Below are 18,278 nucleotides of genomic sequence, written 5' to 3' on the forward strand. Positions count from 1 at the left end.
GGTCCACCGACTCCAGCTCCTGCGTCGACCACCCCTCCCACGCCCCCTGCGGCTTCGAGGCGGGCCGCGACTCAGGCGCTACCCGCCATGCCCTGCCACGCCTACGCGATAGCGGCGCGCCTGGCGCGCCTGACCCACATGCCCCGGTCGCCGTAGCCGGTGTCGGCGCGCCCCGTCGGGAAGCCGCGGTCTGCTGGGACGAACCAGACGGCATACGCCCCGGGAACAGCTGCCGGAACCCGGCCTCGGCCACGCCACCCGCCGCACGCTGACGCTCCTCGAGGTCAGCCAGCCGGCTCCTCAGGAGCTCGAGCGTCGACGGTTCCGATGCCATGAGTCGAACATATGTGCTACCACCGACAGCGCTCCGCCGGCGAACGCAGCGCACGGACGCCGAATCCGTTCCGACCCGTGGCCGACCTACACTCGCGATCGTGTCGTGGTCACTCTGGTTCACCCTCGTCGCCGCCAGCGCGCTGATCTCGTTCACCCCGGGCGCCGGAGCCGTCAACACCATGGCCAACTCCCTCGGGTCGGGCTGGACCCGCTCGATCTGGGGCATCCTCGGGCAGCAGGTGGCACTGCTCGCCCACATCGCGATCGTCGCCGCGGGTGTCGGGGTGCTGGTGGCGGGCTCGTCCGTGCTCTTCAACGTCATCCGTTACGCCGGCGCCGCGTACCTCGTCTTCCTCGGCGTGCGGCAGTTCCGCTCACGCGCTGCTGCTGCCAGGGTCGGCGAGCTGCAGCACGAGCCCGCCTGGTCGATGTTCCGCCGCGGGCTGCTCGTCAACCTCACCAACCCGAAGGCCGTCGTCTTCTTCCTCGCCTTCACGCCGCAGTTCATCCGCCCCGAGCAGCCGTTGCTGATGCAGTACGCCGTGCTTGCCGCGACGGTGGTCGCCGTCGACGTGGTCGTCATGTGGTTCTTCTTCGCCGCGGCCGCGCGTGGCCTGGGCCGGCTGACCGAGCGCGAGTCGGGGCAGCGCACCCTCAACCGGGTCTTCGGCGGACTCTTCGTGGGTGTGGGAGTGCTCCTCGCGGCCGTCCACTAGCCCGCGGCGCACCGGCAGCCATGCCGATGGCGCCACCTGATCGGGCGGCGCCATCGACGAATCAGCCTGCCAGTCAGACCATCTCAGGCACGTCGAGGTGCGCGATGGCGAGCGAGAACTCGCCTACCTCCATGATGCGCAGCCCCGTCTCGGCCGCGAGGTCGGCGCGCATCCCCATGGCTGCGTTCCGGTTCGCCATCATCGCCTCCGTCGAGTCGTATGTCGCTGTCACGCAGGCCCGCCCGGAGGCACGGTCGACGAACATGCTGGCGCTGCAGAAGCCCTCCAGCTGCTCGACGCGGGGCATGATCCCCATCCGGAACGCATCCATGACGCGGTCGATCGAGCCGGGGTCGGCCTCGGTCCACGTGATGCGGGCGCAGCAACCGTCGGCGGCCCGGTGGTCGCGGTGCAGGTAGGCGATCTCCCACTCGTCGACGCTCGCCTCACCTCCGAGCATCTCCGCAGCCTGGGTGCGCAGCGGCTCGACCATGCTGGCCGTGGCCCGCATCGCATCCTCGTCACGCCAGGCGGTCGTCACGATGCAGCGGCCGCTCGTGCGGTCGGCCACCATGGACAGGCCGATGCACCCGTCCATCTCCCTGACCCGCGGCATCACCACGTCCTGCACGTGCGCGATTCCGGTCTCGATCATGCCGGGACGGCCCATGACCGTCGTGGAACGTGCGTGCACGGCCCACCTCCCTCGGTCGAGGCAGCGCCCGGACGGCGCCGCCGTCACCGTCCAGACTCCTCTCCCGGGCCCGCCCCGACAATGCCCTGCCGCTCCCGAGGGCGTATGCCGTCGGGCCGGCACCGCGGGGCCGCGCGGCCACGTCGTGGCTCAGTCGGCCGTGGCCGCGGCACGGGCTGCCGCGGGCAGCGCGCCGATGACGTGGTCGACCGCCTCGTCGTCGTGCGACGCGGACACGAACCACGACTCGAAGGCGCTCGGCGGCAGGTGCACGCCCTGGCTCAGCATCGAGTGGAAGAAGCGGCGGAAGGCCGCGGTGTCCTGGTCCTTGGCCTCGTCGTAGCCCATGACGGCGCCGTCGCGGAAGAAGACGGAGAACATCGAGCCCGCCCACTGGATGGTGTGGGGCACCGAGGCCGCCGTGAGCTCGCTCGCGACGGCGTCCGCGATGGCGTGCGCCACGGTGTCGAGCCGCTCGTAGACGGCGGGGGTGCAGCCCTGCAGGGTGGCGAGACCGGCCGCGGACGCGACGGGGTTACCGGACAGCGTGCCGGCCTGGTAGACAGGCCCCTGCGGAGCGAGCAGGGCCATGACATCTGCCCGCCCGCCGAACGCTGCAGTCGGGAACCCGCCACCCATCACCTTGCCGAACGTGAACAGGTCGGGGGCCCCGGCGGCATACGGCCCCTCGAGCCCGTAGAAACCCGAGGCGCTGCAACGGAACCCGGTCATCACCTCGTCGGAGACGAGCAGTGCGCCGTGCGCCTTGGTGATGCGCAACAGGCCCTCGGTGAAGCCGGGTGCGGGTGGCACGACCCCCATGTTTCCGGGGGCCGCCTCGGTGATGACGGCCGCGATCTCGTGGCCACGCTCCGCGAAGGCGGCCTCGACCGCGCCGAGGTCGTTGTAGGGCAGCACGATCGTCTCGCCGGCGCTGGAGCGCGGCACCCCGGCCGAGTCGGGAAGGGCGAAGGTCGCGACACCCGAGCCGGCCGAGGCGAGCAGCGCGTCGACGTGCCCGTGGTAGCAGCCCGCGAACTTCACGATGACGTCGCGACCGGTGAAGCCGCGCGCGAGGCGGATCGCCGACATCGTCGCCTCGGTGCCCGAGTTGACGAGGCGCACCTGGTCGACGGGCTCGACCCTCGCGACGATCTCCTCGGCGAGGCGGACCTCGTTCTCGGACGGCGTGCCGAACGAGAAGCCGCGTGCAGCAGCGCTGTTCACTGCAGCGAGGACGTCAGGGTGCGCGTGCCCGAGGATCATCGGACCCCAGGAGCAGATGAGGTCGACGTAGCGCTTGCCGTCGGCGTCGGTGAGCCACGGACCCGACCCGCTCGCCATGAAGCGCGGCGTGCCGCCGACGGCGCGGAAGGCACGGACCGGGGAGTTGACGCCGCCCGGGATCACCTCGCTCGCCCGCGCGAGGAGCGCGGCGGACGCCGGGGCGTCGGGGCTGGTCTGGACGGGGGCGGGCTGCGAGCTCATGGGTCCCATCCTCTCAACCCCCGGCGTACGCGTACGCCCTGGGCCCGTCGGGCCGTCAGCTCAGCGGCCGCTGACTCCCTCGGGGTCGAGGTGGTCGCGCACGATCGCCATCGCGTCGCCGATGGCGCTGAACTGCGCCGGCGTCATGATGTCGACGAGGTTGTCGCGCACGCTCTGCACGTGCACGCGCGCGATCTCGCGGACAGCCGTGAGTCCTCCCGTCGTCAGCACGAGCTCGACACCGCGGCGGTCGTCGGCGCACTGCTCGCGCGTCACCCAGCCCCGGTCCTCGAGGCGCTTCGCGGTGTGGGTCAGCCGGCTGCGCGACTGCACCACCATCGCGGCGAGCTCGGACATCCGCAGCCGGTGGTTCTGGCTCTCGGAGAGCATCGAGATGATCTCGTACTCGCTCAGCTGGAGCCCGGCGTCGCCCAGCGCGTCGTCGAGCGCGCGCTCGAGCAGACGGGTGCCGCGCAGGATGGCCCGCCACGACGCCTGCTCGGCGTCACTGAGCCACTGCACCCCGTCATCCCCCGTAATTGCCATGTCAACCTCCTGCGACGTACCAGATGGTAGTGGTCTCAGGCGATCCAGTCCGGCACGTCGAGGGCGAAGTACGTGAGGATGACCTGTGCGCCGGCCCGGCGGATCGACGTCAGCGACTCGACGGCGGTGGCGCGCAGGTCGATCCAGCCGTTGGCGGCAGCGGCCTGGATCATCGAGAACTCGCCCGACACCTGGTAGGCGGCGACCGGCACCGACGACCGCTCGGCGGCCGCCGCGACGACGTCGAGGTAGGACATCGCCGGCTTGACCATCACCAGATCGGCGCCCTCGGCGATGTCGAGGTCGATCTCGCGCAGCGACTCGACGATGTTGGCGGGGTCCTGCTGGTAGGTGCGGCGGTCGCCCTGCAGGCTCGACTGGACGGCCTCGCGGAACGGCCCGAAGAACGCAGACGCGTACTTCGCCGCGTAGGCGAGGATCACCGTGTCCATGAGGCCCTCCGCGTCGAGCGCCTCGCGGATGACGGCGACCTGGCCGTCCATCATCCCGCTCGGCGCGACGACGTGGGCGCCGGCGCGAGCCTGGGCGACGGCCATCCGGGCGTAGAGCTCGTTGGTGGCGTCGTTGTCGACCCGGCCCTGCTCGTCGAGCACCCCGCAGTGGCCGTGGTCGGTGAACTCGTCGAGGCACGTGTCGGCCATGACGATGAGGTCGTCGCCGACCGCGTCACGCACCGCGCGGAGCGCGACGTTGAGGATGCCGTCGGGGTCGATGGCGCCCGAGCCGGTGGCGTCCTTCTCCAGCGGCACGCCGAAGAGCATGATGCCGCCGAGGCCCTTCGCCACGCACTGGCGCGCGACGTCGACGACGCTCTCGAGCGTGTGCTGCTGGACGCCGGGCATGCTCTCGATCGGCCGGGGCTCGGTCAGGCCCTCCCCCACGAAAACGGGGAGCACGAGGTCGCGCGGGTGCAGCCGGGTCTCGGCGACGAGGGACCGCAGGACCGCGTTCTGGCGGAGCCGACGAGGACGCTCGATCACGGCGGGCCCGTCAGCGGGCGCGACGGCGCGAGGCCGGACGCTTGTCGCTGGGGCGCTGGACCGGCTGCCCCGCCTCGGCGGCCGCGACGGCGAGCCCGACTCCGTGCCCGGCCAGCGCGTCGACGAGGCTGACCGCCGACGCCTCGGGTGCGAGCACGTCGACCCGGAGACCGTGCTCCTGCGCCGTCTTTGCCGTGGCCGGACCGATGCAGGCGACCACCGTTGCGGCGTGGGGCTTTCCGGCGATGCCGACGAGGTTGCGCACCGTCGAGCTCGACGTGAAGACCACTGCGTCGTAGTCGCCGCCCTTGATCGCGTCTCGGATCGAGGCCGCAGGCGGGGCCGCGCGCACGGTGCGGTAGGCGGTGACGTCGTCGACCTCCCAGCCCATCTCGCGCAGACCCGCGACGAGCGTCTCGGTGGCGATGTCGGCGCGCGGCAGCAGCACGCGGTTGATCGGGTCGAGCACCTCGTCGAACTCGGGCCATACCTCGAGCAGGCCTGCGGCAGAGTGCTCCCCGCTCGGCACGAGATCGGGGTTGATGCCCCACTCGCGCAGCGCGTCGGCGGTGACACCACCGACGGCAGCCACCTTCAGACCGGCGAAGGCGCGCGCGTCGAGACCGAGCTCCTCGAAGCGCTCACGCACCGCTCGCACGGCGTTGACCGAGGTGAAGCCGATCCACTCGTAGCGACCGGTGACGAGGCCCTTGACGGCCTTCTCCATCTGCTGCGGGGTGCGCGGCGGCTCGACCGAGATGGTCGGGACGACGTCGGCGGTGGCCCCGTAGGCCGCGAGGCGCTCGACCATCGGGCCGGCCTGGGCCTGGGTGCGCGGCACGAGCACCTTCCACCCGAACAGCGGCTTGTTCTCGAACCACGCGAACTCGTCGCGCAGGCCGACGTTCGGCGACACGACGGCGAGCGAGACCTCGAGGGGCTCCTTGCCGGCGAACACGGAGTCGGCTTCGCCCAGCGTCGTCGCGACGGACGACTGGCGCACGGTGGTGCCGTTGGCCGAGAGCGCGACGAGAGCCTCCGCCGGTCGGCCGGCGGCGAGGAGCGCCGCGAGGGCGGTCCGGATCCCGTCGGTGCCGCCGAGCAGCACGAGCGTGTCGTCGTCGGCGGTGTAGGCCGACCAGTCGACGCTCGAGCGGTCGACGCCGACGACGTGGACGGCGCCGGTCGACTTCGAGGTCAGCGGCACACCGGCATACGTCGGGCCGGCCGTGAGCGCGGAGACGCCGGGCACGACGTCGAAGGTGATGCCGGCCTTGCGGCAGGCACGCACCTCCTCGACGAGGCCGTTGAAGGTCGCGGGGTCGCCGTCCATGAGGCGCACGACGAGCCCGTTGGGGCCCACCGACTTCGCGGCCTTGACGACGAGCTTGGCGCGCACGGCGTGGGTCAGCTCCTGACCCTGCTCGCCGTGTCCGGCGTCGACGATCTCGACGTCGGGCCGGGCGTGCTGGAGCACGACGTCGTCGCGGGCGATCCGGTCGGTGACGACGACGTCGGCAGCGGCGAGCAGGTCGCGGCCGCGCAGCGTCATCAGACCGGGGTCACCGGGTCCGGACCCGACGAAGGCGACGCGAGCAGGGGTCGTCGCGTGGGTGGGAGTCGAGACCGTCTGCTCTGACGGCTGGCGGGAAGGAGTCACGAAACTTGCTCCGGTTGGTGTGGGGCGTGGTCTGGTGCGGGTCCAGCTGACGGTGAGACCTGGAGGTCGGCGGCGCCGTCCTCCAGAAGGACGTGGGCGAGTCGGGCGCCGAGGGCCTCGGGCTCCTCGTACGGGCCGACGAGCGAGCGGCGCAGCTCGACGGATCCGTCCTCGCTGCCGGCGAAGGCGCGGAGCGACAGCTCCAGGCCGTCCTCGCCCTCGACGACCTCGGCGAGCGCACCCACCGGCGCGGTGCAGCCGGCCTCGAGGGTCGCGAGGAGCGACCGCTCGGCGAGGACGCAGGCGCGGGTGTCGGCGTCGTCGAGCACGGAGACCGCTGCGACGACGTCGGCCCGGTCGGACCGGCACTCGACGGCCAGGGCGCCCTGACCGGGCGCGGGAAGCACCTGGATCGGGTCGATGACCTCGGTCGCCTCGGTGAGGCGGTCGAGCCTGGAGAGGCCCGCGCGGGCGAGGACGACGGCGTCGAGCTTGCCCGACGTGACGAAACCGATTCTCGTGTCGACGTTTCCGCGAATGGGGCGGATGTCGAGGCCGAGACCGAGAGCCGCCAGCTGCGCGGTGCGCCGGGGGGACCCGGTGCCGACCACGGAGCCGGGAGGCAGCTCGCCCAGCGTGAGCCCGTCACGCGCCACGAGCACGTCGCGGCTGTCCTCGCGCACCGGCACTGCGGCGATGACGAGCCCCGGCTCGGGCGTCGTGGGGAGGTCCTTGAGCGAGTGCACGGCGACGTCGATGCGTCCGTCGAGCAGCGCGTGGCGGATCGCGGCAGCGAAGACGCCGGTGCCGCCGATGGCCGTGAGCAGCTCGCCCGAGACGTCGCCCTCGGTCGTGATCTCGACGATCTCGACGTCGTGGCCCGCGTCGCGCAGCCGGTCGGCCACCCAGGCGGACTGGGTGGTGGCGAGGGCGGAGCGGCGGGTGCCGAGACGCAGTGCGGTCATGACTGCCCTCGCTTCGGCGGGGTCGACACGTTGGCGACGTCCTTGGGCTCGAGGTCGAAGAGCTCGCGCAGCGCGGCGGCGTAGTCGTCGCCGCTGCCCTCCATCGCGAACTCCTTGACGCGCTTGGTCGGCGTGTGGAGGAGCTTCTCGACGATGCGGTGCACTGCGAGACCGACCTCCGCCCGGGTGGTCTCGTCGAGACCGGGCAGGCGCTGGTCGAGGCGGTCCATCTCGGTGGCGACGAGGTCGGCCGCCCGGGCCCGGAGCGCGGCCACCGTGGGCGCCACGGACTTCTCCATGCGGCGGGTGAGGTAGTCGGCGACCTCGCCGGTGACGAGGTCGCGCACGCGCACCACCTGCGTGGTGTCGGCGCGGCCCTCGAGGAGCAGCCCCAGAGCCTGCAGGTCGATGAGGGTCACGCCGGGCACGGGCCGTTGCCAGGTGTCTGCCGGCTCGACGTCGCGCGGCAGGGCCAGGTCGACGACGACCTGGGGCCGTGCGTCGCGCCGGGCAGCACCGTCGGCCAGCAGGTCAGCCGTGATCACGTGGCCCACCGCGCCGGTGCAGGTGATGACGAGGTCGCTCTCGGCGACGACGTCGCTGAGGTCGCTCCACGCGCGTGGCGTACCCGACGTGGCCTCGGCGAGACGCTCCGCGCGCTCGGGGGTGCGGTTGACGATGGTGAGCGACCGCACGCCCGCCCGGGACGTCGTTGCCGCCGCGAGCCCGCTCATGCCGCCGGCACCGATGACCGCGGCGGACACGCCCTCGAGCGGGCCGAGCACCTCGGCGGCCTCCTCGAGCGCGATCTGCACGAGCGAGACGCTGTGCTGGTCGATGTCGGTGTCGGTGTGGGCGCGCTTGCCCACCCGGAGCGCGCGCTGGAAGAGCGCGTTGAGGGTCTCTCCCACCTGGCCGCGCTCCTGGGCGCCGGCGAGCGCGTCGCGCATCTGGCCGAGCACCTGCGCCTCACCCACGGCCATCGAGTCGAGGCCGCAGGCGACGGTGAACGCGTGGGCGACGGCGGCGTCGTCGTAACGGACGTAGAGGTGGTCGGCGAGTGCCTCGGCGCGCGCGGCGAGGGCGTCGGCCGGGTCGCCCGGAGGCAGCTCGACGGGGTCGCGCACCCCCTCGGGCTCCTCGATGCCGGCGGCGAGGGCGAGGGCCTCTCCGATGGCGGCGACGGCGGGGTGGAAGGCGGGCACCGAGGCGTAGACCTCGAGCCGGTTGCACGTGGAGAGCACGACGGCCTCGGTGGCGGTGGCCGAACCGAGCACGGACGACGCGATGGCAGCGGCGCGGTCGGGACGCTCGGAGAGCGCCTCGAGCACCGACAGCGGCGCGGTGTGGTGGGACAGTCCGATGACGAGCAGGCTCACGGGGCGACCACCGCCGACCGGAGGTCGCCCGCCGCCAGCGACTTGCGCTGGGCGTGGAAGGCGAGGATCTGCAGCTCGGTGGACAGGTCGACGCGGCGCACGTCGACGCCCTCGGGCACCGAGAGCACGGCGGGGGCGAAGTTGAGGATCGAGCTGATGCCGGCGCCGACGAGCGCGTCGCAGACGGCCTGCGCGGCAGGCGCCGGCGTCGCGATGACACCGATGGCGATGGGGTCGACCTGGTGGTGGTCGACGATCTCGCGCAGCGGCCGGATGCGCACCCCGACGACGCGCTCGTCCACGAGCGCCGGGTCGTCGTCGTAGAGGCCGACGATGCGGAATCCCTTGGTGACGAAGCCGGAGTAGGAGGCGAGTGCGTGCCCGAGGTTGCCCATGCCGACGATCGCGACGGGCCAGTCCTCGGTGAGTCCGAGCGCCCGCGAGATCTCGAGGGCCAGCGTCTCGACGTCGTAGCCGACACCGCGCACCCCGTAGGAGCCGAGGTGGCTGAGGTCCTTGCGCAGCTGCGCGGAGCGCACTCCGACCTCGGCTGCGAGCTCTTCGGACGAGACGGACAGGACGCCGTCCTCAGCGAGGCGCGAGAGCGTCCGAAGGTACTCGGGAAGCCGCGCGACGGTCGCGTCGGGGATCTCTCGACGCAGTGCAGGGTCGGCGGACACTCTTGCTCACCGGCTCCTCTCAGCGAGGCGTTCGGGTCGGGACCGAGCCGAACGCGGAGCACGTGGGGACCTGTTCAGGCTAGACGTTTGTGAAGCCATGCACAAAGTTGACTTTCGGGGACTTACCACGGCATGGGACGCGCCCTCGAGGCAGGTCGCCGTCCGCGGGCCCGGCCGCCAGGCCGGCTCAGCGGAGGGCAGCGCGCAGGCGGGCCTCGTCGACCCGCCAGAACTCGTGACGTCGCCCGTCGACGAAGGTCACCGGGATCTGCTCGGCGTAGCGGCGCAGCAGGTCGGGGTCGTCGTCGATCGACTGCTCCGACCAGGCCACGCCGAGCTCGGAGGTGACGCGAGCCACGACCTCACGGGCCTCCTCGCACAGGTGACAGCCGGGGCGTCCGAGCAGGACCACCCGTGGCGCACCCCCGGCATCGGGCTGCTGGATCGTCATGCGCCCACTCTAGGCGCGCAATCTAGGCGCGCGCGGCGCGGACGGCCGTGCCGTCGACACCTGCTGGGACTGGTGGGGCGAACGCGTACCGGTGAGTAGGTCATGCGCCACAAATGCCGATCGATCTCCCAGATGGGGCCCGCTTCCGCCAGACTGTCTCCAATGCGCTCGAACAGGACGTCGGCCCGCCGACCTGCCCCTGTAACCGCGCCGCGGACGCTCCCGGCGATGGTGTCGGTGACGCCTGCCCTCACGCCCGCCCTCTCCCCTGCGCTCACGTCTGGCCTCACGCCGACGCTGCCCTCCTGGCGTTCCGCGCTCGACGCGCTGTGGGCCTCCCTCGCCAACGAGAGCGCCGCGCACGTCGACGTCGGGCCGACGCCCTCCGGATCGCTCGGTCCCCGACGCCCGCACCCCGAGCGCGACGCGGCCGAGCAGGCCCGGATCGCCGCACTCGTCGAGCTGGCCCAGGGCGGCGACAAGGAGGCCTTCGCCCAGCTCTACGACAGCTACGTCGACACCGTCTTCCGCTACGTGCTCGTACGCGTGGCCAACCGTTCGCTCGCCGAGGACCTCACCTCCGAGACCTTCCTGCGCGCCATGCGGCGCATCGACTCCTTCACGTGGCAGGGCAAGGACATCGCGGCGTGGTTCGTCACCATCGCCCGCAACCTCATCGCCGACCACGTGAAGTCGGCGAAGTTCCGCTTCGAGGTCGCGACGGCCGACATGCGCGACGCCGACGAGCGGGTCGATGCCCCCGACGCCGAGGTGCTCACCCGGCTGCGCGACGAGCGGCTCGTCGAGGCGATCAGGGGACTCGGCCCCGACCAGGCCGAGTGCATCACCCTGCGCTTCCTCCAGGGCCTCAGCCTCGCCGACACCGCCAAGGTCATCGGCAAGTCCGAAGGTGCCGTCAAGCAGCTCCAGCTGCGCGCCACGCGGGCTCTGCGCAAGGCGCTCGAGGGAGTCGAGCTGTGAACCCCGTAACCCCACTGCCACCCGCGTCGTTCTCACGGCGTAGGGACGGTGCGTGTGGGCCCGGACCGACGCTCGGCGCGCCGACCGGCGCGACCGCGGATCGCGTGAACGCAGGCGGCTCCATGACAGCGACGACGGTGCTGGAGTCCCTGACGAGCAACCTGCACCACCCACCCCTCGCCGTATGCCGTCCCGTGGCGCCCCGTCGGGCCACTGGGCGCCTGCCGGGACCCCCGACGCCCTGACGGGCGAGACCCGGCGCCCCAGCCAGACCAGCCAGACCAGCCAGAACGGCTGACCGACCAACGACCAGCAGACGACAGACGAAGGAGGGGACATGGACCTCGGCGCGAATGCCGACGGCGAGCTGCTGCAGCGCGCCCTCGACGGCGAGCGGATCTCCGACCCCGGCATCCTCGAGCTCGTCGCCGTGCTCCACGCCGTCCAGTCCGTCGACCAGGCCGGCCTCGCGCCGCGAGCCGAGTTCGTGACCGACCTGCGCGCCAGGCTCCTCGCCGACGACGCGACGACGGTCGTCCCGATCGTGCCTGAGGCCCCGGGCGATTCCGACACCGACGCCGAGCCCTCCTCCGCCGAGGGCACTCCGGATGCCCCCGGTGCCCCCGGTGCCCCCGGTGCCCCTGATGTCCCCGGGGCCACCGAGCGCTCCTCCGACCCCGCACGTCCAAGAACCGGCGGCACCGTCTCGGTGCTTCGGGTCGCGGCACGGCCGCTGAAGTTCCTGGCCGCCGCCGCCGCGGCGGTGCTGGTCATCGGCGGCGCGCTCGGGTTCGCCTCGAGGTCCGCGGTGCCCGGCGACGCGCTCTACGGCGTCAAGCAGCTCCTCGACCGGGCGGCCGTCCAGCTGGCCGGCTCGCGCTACGAGCAGGGGCTCACCTACCTCGCCCAGGCGCAGGAGCACATCGGCGACGCCCGCAGCCTCATCGACCGCGGCGAGCCCTCGACGCACGACCTCGACACGGCCTACGACTCCGCCGCCGACGCCACGCGGCGCGCGCAGACGATCCTGCTCGAGGCCTACCGCACCGATGGTCGGACCGACGCCCTCACGGAGCTGTCCGACTTCTACACCCGGGCGATCCCGCAGGTCGACGCGATGCGACCGCGCGTGCCGGCCGCCTCCCTGCCCGCCTGGCAGCGGCTGCGTGACCTGCTGGGTGCCAGCCAGGTGGCCACGCTCCGCGACCTCGCCTCGTGCACCGTGTGCAGCGACCGCGCCGACCAGGCGAAGCAGCTGCTCAGCGGCCTCGTGACGACCCGTCCGGGCGCCACGGCGACGCCGCGACCCTCGAGCACCGCGCCGCGGCCCTCGGTCTCGCTCCCCCGGCCGCAGCTGCCGTCCGCGACCCTCCCCGGGGGCGGCCTGCCGAGCGCTCCGCTTCCGTCCGTGCCGCTCCCGGGCGGCGGTGCCGGCGTCACCGGCGGCGTCACGCTGCCCGGCGGCACCATCAACCTGCCGGGCGCCGGCGTCAACAGCACGTCGGGCGGGCTCGGTGGTGGCGGCGTCACGCTGCCGGGCGCGACCGTGAGCATCCCCCGTGTGGGGGTCTCGAGCACGACCATCAGGGTCGGCGGGGGCGGCATCACGCTGCCCGGGGCGACGATCCCGGTGCCGACGGTCGTCGTCACGCCGCCCGCGCTGCCGCTGCTGCCGTCGACGACGCTCCCCCTCCAGCCGCTGCCCTAAGCGCCATCTCGGCTCCGCCCCGGGCGAGGGGTCGGGTGGGCCGGGTGGGCCGGGTCAGAGGAAGACGGACTTGCGCTGCATGAGCAGGCTGTAGAGCGTCTGCTGGATGGTCTCGCGCACCTGGTCGGTGAGGTCGAAGACGAGCATCGGGTCGTCGGCGGCCTCCGGCCCGAAGGCCGACGTGTCGATCGGCGGCCCGAACTCGATGAGCCACTTGCTCGGCAGCGGCACCATGCCGAGCGGGCCGAGAAGCGGGAACGTCGGCGTGATCGGCGCGTACGGCAGCCCCAGCAGCCGCGCGACGGCCGGCATGTTGCCGAGGATCGGGTAGATCTCCTCGGCACCGACGATCGACACCGGCACGATCGGCACGCCGGCGCGCAGGGCCGCCGACACGAAGCCACCGCGGCCGAAGCGCTGCAGCTTGTAGCGCTCGCTGAACGGCTTGCCGACCCCCTTGAACCCCTCGGGCCAGACGCCGACGAGCGAACCGCCCGCGAGCAGGCGCTCGGCGTCGGTGTTGGCCGCCAGGGTGGTTCCCGACCGGCGCGCCATGGTGCCGATGAAGGGCATCTGGAAGACGAGGTCGGCCCCCAGCATGCGCAGGTGTCGCTTCTTCGGGTGCTCGTCGTAGACGGCGACCTGCGTCATGAGCGAGTCCATGGCGACGGTGCCCGAGTGGTTGCCGACGACGAGCGCGCCGCCCTCGTCGGGGATGTTCTCGATGCCACGCACCTCAACCCGGAACCACCTCTTGTAGAGCGGTCGCAGCAGGGGCAGGTGGACGTTGATCGTGTAGTCCTCGTCGAAGCCGAACTCGTCGACGACGTAGTCGCCCGACAGCCGCCGCCTGAGGTAGGCCAGCGTCTCGGCGACCTGGCGCTCGACGTCCTCCGCCGGCACCCCGGCCGACGTCGCCGCGGCGCGCAGCACGTTGATGGCCAGCTCGACGAGCTCGGCGGGTCCGGGGCGGGACTCGGACGTGAACTCGGCACCCTCGAGCACCGCGCCCACGAGCTTCTCGGCCCGCGACTGCAGCCCCGAGGTCAGCGCGTGCTCCCAGCCGTCACCGCCTGCTTGCGTATGCCGCCCGGCTCCGGGGGCGCCCGCGTCGCCCGGGGTCGCGGCGGGCTCGGGCACGCGTGGCACGGCCCGCAACCGCGTCGGCTCACCGTTCGCGGTGCGCCGCGTCGAGCGCATCGAGGCCCGGCTCGGCCTGGCCCGAGTGGTCGGGGTGGTCGGGGTGGTCGGGGTGGTCGGGGCGGTCGGGGTGGTCGGCGTGTCGGCCGGCTCGCTCGTGCGCGGGCGACGGCCCGCACCGCTGGTCGGCGGACTGGCCGCTGCGGCGGCGGGGACGTCGCTGGTGGCGGTCGCGCCGAGCGACGAGTCGTCGGGCTGCTCGCCCGGAGCGTCGACGGAGACCGGGGTGTCGGCGACCTCGACCGGCTCGTCCGGAGGGGTCGTGCTGGCCGCACCGACGGACCGGTGCCGAGCGTGGCTCACCTCGACGGGCTGCGTCGGCAGCAGCGGCGTGCCGCTGCGACGTCGGCGCTCGCCCGAGGCCCGCGCTGCGCCCGCTGCGAACGCGCCGCCCGAGCGCGGCTGTGACGCCTCGCGCGCGGACGCCTTCGTGGCGGCCGTCGTAGGGGCCGAGACCTTCTCGGCGGGGGTGCTGCCCGCTGCCTTGACCGCAGCAGTACGCGTGGCCGTCGACGTCTTCGACGGGGGCTTCTTGGACGCAGACTTGGACGCGGACTTCGACGTTGCTTTCGACGCGGACTTCCGCGCAGCGGGCTGCTTGGCCGCAGCCTTCTTCACGGCAGCCTTCTTCACAGCAGCCTTCTTCACAGCAGCCTTCTTGACAGCGGCCTTCTTCGCAGCGGTGGGCTTGGCGGCGATGTTCGCCGGCGTCGCCGTCTCCGTCGCCTGCCCTTCGGGCGTGGCCGGCGCGGCGTTCCCCGCCTGCCGCGTCTGGTCGGTGGGCTCGGTGGTCACGGCTGGATCCTGTCGAAGACTCGGGCGATGGCGGCCGCGGTGCCGCCGGCGGCATCGCTGACGACGTCACCGACGCCCTCGACGCCGGGCACGGCGGGGCGCAGGTGGCTGGCGTAGTCCTCGAAGGCGGACCGGGTCGTGTAGTGCGGTTCGAAGCCGAAGACCGACCGCATCCGGTGGGTGTCGAGGCCCCGGCCGAAGGCGAGGAAGGTCAGCTGGTCCGACGAGAAGTCGGCGAGGCCGCTGCGCTTCACGAGGTTGCCGATGAGACCGGCAGCCGGGAGGGGCAGCGGCAGGATCGGGCGACGGGCGATGGCCGTGCACTGCGTCACCGTGAGGAAGCCGTCGCCGGCGACGTTGACGATGCCCACGGCGGGTCCGGTGGTGGCGAGGATCATGGCCGCGGTCGCGTCGTCCTCGTGGACGAACTGGAACCGGGCGTCGAAGCCGAGCGGCACGGGCACGACGGGCAGCGAGAAGTAGTCGGTGATGGCGGTGTGGATGCTCGGGCCGACGACATTGGCGAAGCGCAGCATGGTGATCTCGACGTCGGGCCGGCGGCGCGAGAACCCGCGCACGTAGCCCTCGACCTCGACGGAGTCCTTGCCGAACCCGGTGCGCGGCAGCGTCTTGGGGTTCATGTCCTCGCTGAACATGGCCGGGTCACGCGGCGAGGAGCCGTAGACGGCGGCGGACGACTTCACGACGAGGCGCGTCACCGACTCGGACTTCTGGCAGGCAGCGAGCAGCTGCATCGTGCCGATGACGTTGATCTCCTTCTGCGTCACCCGCCCGCCGGAGTCCTTGGGCGTCGCGATGACGTTCATGTGCACGACCGTGTCGACCGAGGCCTGGGCCATGATGCGCCCGATCATCGGGTTGCGGATGTCGGCCCGCACGAACTCGGCTCGTCCGATCGAGTGCTTCGGGGGCACGACGTCGACGCCGAGGATCCGCTCGATGGACGGGTCGGCCGACAACCGGCGGGCGTAGAGCCCGCCGAGGTAGCGGGACACCCCCGTCACGAGGACGACCTTTGCCATCACGTCCTCCTGTCGTCGGCCCCTACCGTCTGGTGCAGCCTACCGATGGGTTGTCGCCCAGACGGCTTGCGTACGGCCTCGGAGCGTGGATGTGGCGAGCGTCTCGCACCGGAAGCCGGGCCCGGACGCGTGGGCGCGCCCGCGGGACCGTCCCGGAAACGCGAACGACCCCCACCGTCGGTGAGGGTCGAGAGCGTGCGGGGCGATCCGCCGAGACCTGAGAACTCAGGTCACTTCTTGTTGCGGCGCTGGTGGCGCGTCTTGCGCAGCAGCTTGCGGTGCTTCTTCTTCGCCATCCGCTTGCGGCGCTTCTTGATGACAGAACCCATGTTTGTCCTTGTCGTGCGACTTGTCTCTGACTGAGCTGATGCCGACCTGCGTCGACACACCTCCGAGAGGCCGGTCGAACTTCACGAGCCGAACAGGCTCCACAGCGTAGCGCGTACGGGGCCTCTGACCCAAAAAGGAACGTCGACGTCGCAGCCTGCCCACCTGCGGGAACGCCGAGGGGGCGGCCCGACCGGGTGGTCGGGGCCGCCCCCTCGGGTGCGCCGTGACGCGGGTGTCACGCTGTGCTCACGCGGTGTCGATGTAGGACGTCTGCAGGTACTTGTGCACCGCGTCCTCCGGAACCCGGAAGGAGCGGCCGACGCGTACGGCCGGAAGGTCTCCGCCGTGGACGAGCCGGTAGACCGTCATCTTCGACACGCGCATGATCGAGGCGACCTCGGCGACGGTTAGGAACCGCACCTCGGCGAGCTGACGCTCATTCGACATGTGTTACCCCGATCTTCAGGTGGGTCGCACCCGCGCGTCGACGGCTTCCCCTCCGGCGAAACTTCACGCAGGTGCAAGAAGCAACACTAGGGGCAGATGTGACTGGAGGGGAAGCGAACCGTGTAACGAATCGTCGCGATGCAACTCGACACGCCGGTGGGACCCCTGTGGATCTCCCGGCTGTGCGGTCACCCGTCACGGCTCCAGGCGGTGCAGGTCACGCGGGAAGAGCGTCACCTCGCGCACGTTCTCGGCGCCCGTGAGGCGCGCGACCCACCTTTCCAGACCGATCGCGAAGCCGCCATGCGGAGGCATGCCGTGCGCGAAGGCGTCGAGGTAGCCGGCCAGCACCGCCGGGTCGGTGCCGGTGCGCGCCATGGCGGCGGCGTAGTCCGACGGCCGGTGCAGCCGCTGCCCGCCCGTCGTCAGCTCGAGGCCGCGGAAGAGCAGGTCGAAGCTGTTGCTCCACCGCTCGTCGCCCGGCTGCGGGTGGGTGTAGAACGGCCGCTTGCCCATCGGATAGCCCTCCACCGCAAGGAAGTCCGAGCCGTATGCCGCCCGGGCCCACTCCCCGAGGGCGCGCTCGTGCGCCGGGCTGAGGTCGGGCTCGTCGGGGTCGGCCCCGACCCTCGCGAGGGCATCGCTGAAGTGGATGACGGGGAACTCGTCGGGCACCTGCGGCAGCTCGACGCCCAGGAGCGCAGCGGCGTCACCGGCATACGTGGTGATGCCCTCGACCATGCCGGCGACCGCGGCGCGCAGGACGGCCAGCACGTCACGGTGGTCGCGGATGAACCCGAGCTCGGCGTCGAGCGAGGTGTACTGCGCGAGGTGGCGCACCGTGTCGTGCGGTTCGGCGCGGAAGACCGGGCCGACCTCGAAGACGCGCTCGAAGACCCCCACGAGCATCTGCTTGTAGAGCTGCGGGCTCTGCGCGAGGTAGGCGGTGCGGCCGAAGTAGTCGACGGTGAAGACGTTGGCGCCCGACTCGGTGGCCGTGCCGACGAGCTTCGGCGTGGCGATCTCCGTGAACTCGAGCGAGCCCAGCGCAGAACGGAATCCGCGCATCGAGGCGCTGGCGATCTGCCAGGCGGCGCGGTGCCTCGGGTGCCGCAGCGTGACGGCGGCGTGGTCGAGGTGGGTGGGCAGTCCGGCGCCGAAGGTCGGACGCCACAGCTCGACCGGTGGTGCGGCTGCCGGCTCGGTGAGGGGCGTGACGGTCGGTTCGACGAGCTCGGCGCCGCCGGGTGCGCTCGCGTTGGCCGACACGCTGCCGGTCACCTCGACGACCGTCTCCTCGGGCAGCCCGGCGAGCTGCGCGATGGTCTCCTCGTCCTTGACGACGACCTGCGCCAGGCCCGAGCGGTCGCGCAGCACGAGGAACGTGACGCTCGCGAGCACGCGCCGTCGGTGGACCCAGCCGGCGAGGGTGGCATGGCTGCCGGGCTCGACGGAGCCCAGGTCCCGCGCGAGCACGCGCGGAGCAAGGGTCGTGGGTTGGGTTGGTTGCATTCCGTTCACCTCCAGAGGGTTGATGCCCCGGAGGTGTGGGCGATGGGGAATGTCGCTGTGCCACCACACCTTCGCCGCCGCGGATCGCGGGCGGCCTCTGGTCGTGCTCGGCTCAGGATCGTCAGGCCCGTCATCGCCGTGGGACAAGGCTAGGCGCTCACACTGCTGTCGACCAAACAGTTATCGCCGCGGCGCCGGCGTCGCCTGGACGCAGCGAAGCGAGTCGCAGTTTCAACCCGCAGGCCGCCGCGGCGCCGGCGTCGTCTGGACGAAGCGGAGCGAGCGAGGAACGAGCGAGCGGAGCGGAGGAAGACGACGGCTCAGGGGCGAAGCGGCACGCGCCGGG

At 72.2% G+C, this 18,278-nt stretch carries 17 protein-coding genes; 3 read left to right on the forward strand and 14 right to left on the reverse strand.

Annotated elements, in window-relative coordinates; genetic code table 11:
- Positions 1–434 precede the first annotated feature (434 nt).
- Positions 435–1,052, forward strand: a complete 618-nt coding sequence (locus ACXR8F_RS15015; protein ID WP_458801626.1) for a LysE family transporter — start codon at positions 435–437, stop codon at positions 1,050–1,052.
- A 73-nt stretch (positions 1,053–1,125) separates the two neighbouring features.
- Here ACXR8F_RS15015 and ACXR8F_RS15020 read toward each other — a convergent pair whose 3' ends face one another.
- The 9 genes from ACXR8F_RS15020 to ACXR8F_RS15060 all read right to left on the reverse strand — a co-directional run bounded on the left by ACXR8F_RS15020 (position 1,126) and on the right by ACXR8F_RS15060 (position 9,916).
- Positions 1,126–1,746, reverse strand: coding sequence for an antibiotic biosynthesis monooxygenase (locus ACXR8F_RS15020; RefSeq protein ID WP_082080644.1), 621 nt, complete (start codon positions 1,744–1,746; stop codon positions 1,126–1,128).
- A gap of 150 nt (positions 1,747–1,896) precedes the next feature.
- On the reverse strand, positions 1,897–3,234 hold the full coding sequence (gene hemL, locus ACXR8F_RS15025) for a glutamate-1-semialdehyde 2,1-aminomutase (protein ID WP_458801628.1): 1,338 nt from the start codon (positions 3,232–3,234) through the stop codon (positions 1,897–1,899).
- Between the two features lie 60 nt (positions 3,235–3,294).
- Complete coding sequence (locus tag ACXR8F_RS15030; protein ID WP_045187045.1) at positions 3,295–3,780, reverse strand: MarR family winged helix-turn-helix transcriptional regulator; 486 nt, start codon at positions 3,778–3,780, stop codon at positions 3,295–3,297.
- A gap of 35 nt (positions 3,781–3,815) precedes the next feature.
- Positions 3,816–4,781 carry a porphobilinogen synthase gene (gene hemB, locus ACXR8F_RS15035; RefSeq protein ID WP_458801630.1) on the reverse strand — a complete coding sequence of 322 codons (966 nt, stop codon included), beginning with the start codon at positions 4,779–4,781 and terminating at the stop codon, positions 3,816–3,818.
- Between the two features lie 10 nt (positions 4,782–4,791).
- On the reverse strand, positions 4,792–6,441 hold the full coding sequence (locus ACXR8F_RS15040) for a bifunctional uroporphyrinogen-III C-methyltransferase/uroporphyrinogen-III synthase (RefSeq protein WP_458801632.1): 1,650 nt from the start codon (positions 6,439–6,441) through the stop codon (positions 4,792–4,794).
- Positions 6,438–7,406: a hydroxymethylbilane synthase gene (gene hemC, locus ACXR8F_RS15045; RefSeq protein ID WP_458801634.1), complete on the reverse strand. Its 969-nt coding sequence runs from the start codon at positions 7,404–7,406 to the stop codon at positions 6,438–6,440. Before hemC ends, ACXR8F_RS15040 begins: the two co-directional genes overlap by 4 nt.
- The gene (hemA, locus tag ACXR8F_RS15050; protein WP_045187057.1) at positions 7,403–8,785 is read right to left on the reverse strand and encodes a glutamyl-tRNA reductase; all 1,383 of its coding nucleotides are present in this window, start codon (positions 8,783–8,785) and stop codon (positions 7,403–7,405) included. Before hemA ends, hemC begins: the two co-directional genes overlap by 4 nt.
- Positions 8,782–9,465, reverse strand: a complete 684-nt coding sequence (locus ACXR8F_RS15055) for a redox-sensing transcriptional repressor Rex (RefSeq protein ID WP_045187060.1) — start codon at positions 9,463–9,465, stop codon at positions 8,782–8,784. Before ACXR8F_RS15055 ends, hemA begins: the two co-directional genes overlap by 4 nt.
- 187 nt (positions 9,466–9,652) lie before the next feature.
- Complete coding sequence (locus tag ACXR8F_RS15060; protein WP_045187063.1) at positions 9,653–9,916, reverse strand: glutaredoxin family protein; 264 nt, start codon at positions 9,914–9,916, stop codon at positions 9,653–9,655.
- A 228-nt stretch (positions 9,917–10,144) separates the two neighbouring features.
- On the opposite strand from ACXR8F_RS15060, the gene ACXR8F_RS15065 reads away from it, so the two are divergent.
- Together ACXR8F_RS15065 and ACXR8F_RS15070 are read left to right on the forward strand one after the other, a co-directional pair.
- A complete protein-coding gene (locus ACXR8F_RS15065; RefSeq protein WP_082080639.1) occupies positions 10,145–10,897 on the forward strand; it encodes a sigma-70 family RNA polymerase sigma factor in 753 nt (250 codons plus the stop codon).
- A 337-nt stretch (positions 10,898–11,234) separates the two neighbouring features.
- Positions 11,235–12,605, forward strand: a complete 1,371-nt coding sequence (locus ACXR8F_RS15070; protein ID WP_458801637.1) for a DUF5667 domain-containing protein — start codon at positions 11,235–11,237, stop codon at positions 12,603–12,605.
- Positions 12,606–12,659: 54 nt separating this feature from the next.
- Here ACXR8F_RS15070 and ACXR8F_RS15075 read toward each other — a convergent pair whose 3' ends face one another.
- The 5 genes from ACXR8F_RS15075 to aspS all read right to left on the reverse strand — a co-directional run bounded on the left by ACXR8F_RS15075 (position 12,660) and on the right by aspS (position 17,932).
- Positions 12,660–14,600 carry a lysophospholipid acyltransferase family protein gene (locus tag ACXR8F_RS15075; protein ID WP_458801639.1) on the reverse strand — a complete coding sequence of 647 codons (1,941 nt, stop codon included), beginning with the start codon at positions 14,598–14,600 and terminating at the stop codon, positions 12,660–12,662.
- Positions 14,597–15,643: an NAD-dependent epimerase/dehydratase family protein gene (locus tag ACXR8F_RS15080; RefSeq protein ID WP_045187071.1), complete on the reverse strand. Its 1,047-nt coding sequence runs from the start codon at positions 15,641–15,643 to the stop codon at positions 14,597–14,599. Before ACXR8F_RS15080 ends, ACXR8F_RS15075 begins: the two co-directional genes overlap by 4 nt.
- A 230-nt stretch (positions 15,644–15,873) precedes the next feature.
- A complete protein-coding gene (locus ACXR8F_RS15085) occupies positions 15,874–15,972 on the reverse strand; it encodes a 30S ribosomal protein bS22 (protein WP_003792170.1) in 99 nt (32 codons plus the stop codon).
- Between the two features lie 247 nt (positions 15,973–16,219).
- Complete coding sequence (locus tag ACXR8F_RS15090) at positions 16,220–16,420, reverse strand: helix-turn-helix domain-containing protein (RefSeq protein ID WP_020145054.1); 201 nt, start codon at positions 16,418–16,420, stop codon at positions 16,220–16,222.
- A 195-nt stretch (positions 16,421–16,615) separates the two neighbouring features.
- A complete protein-coding gene (gene aspS, locus ACXR8F_RS15095; protein WP_458801666.1) occupies positions 16,616–17,932 on the reverse strand; it encodes an aspartate--tRNA(Asn) ligase in 1,317 nt (438 codons plus the stop codon).
- Between the last annotated feature and the right edge of the window lie 346 nt (positions 17,933–18,278).

It is taken from the genome of Terrabacter sp. AAH1 (assembly GCF_054456855.1).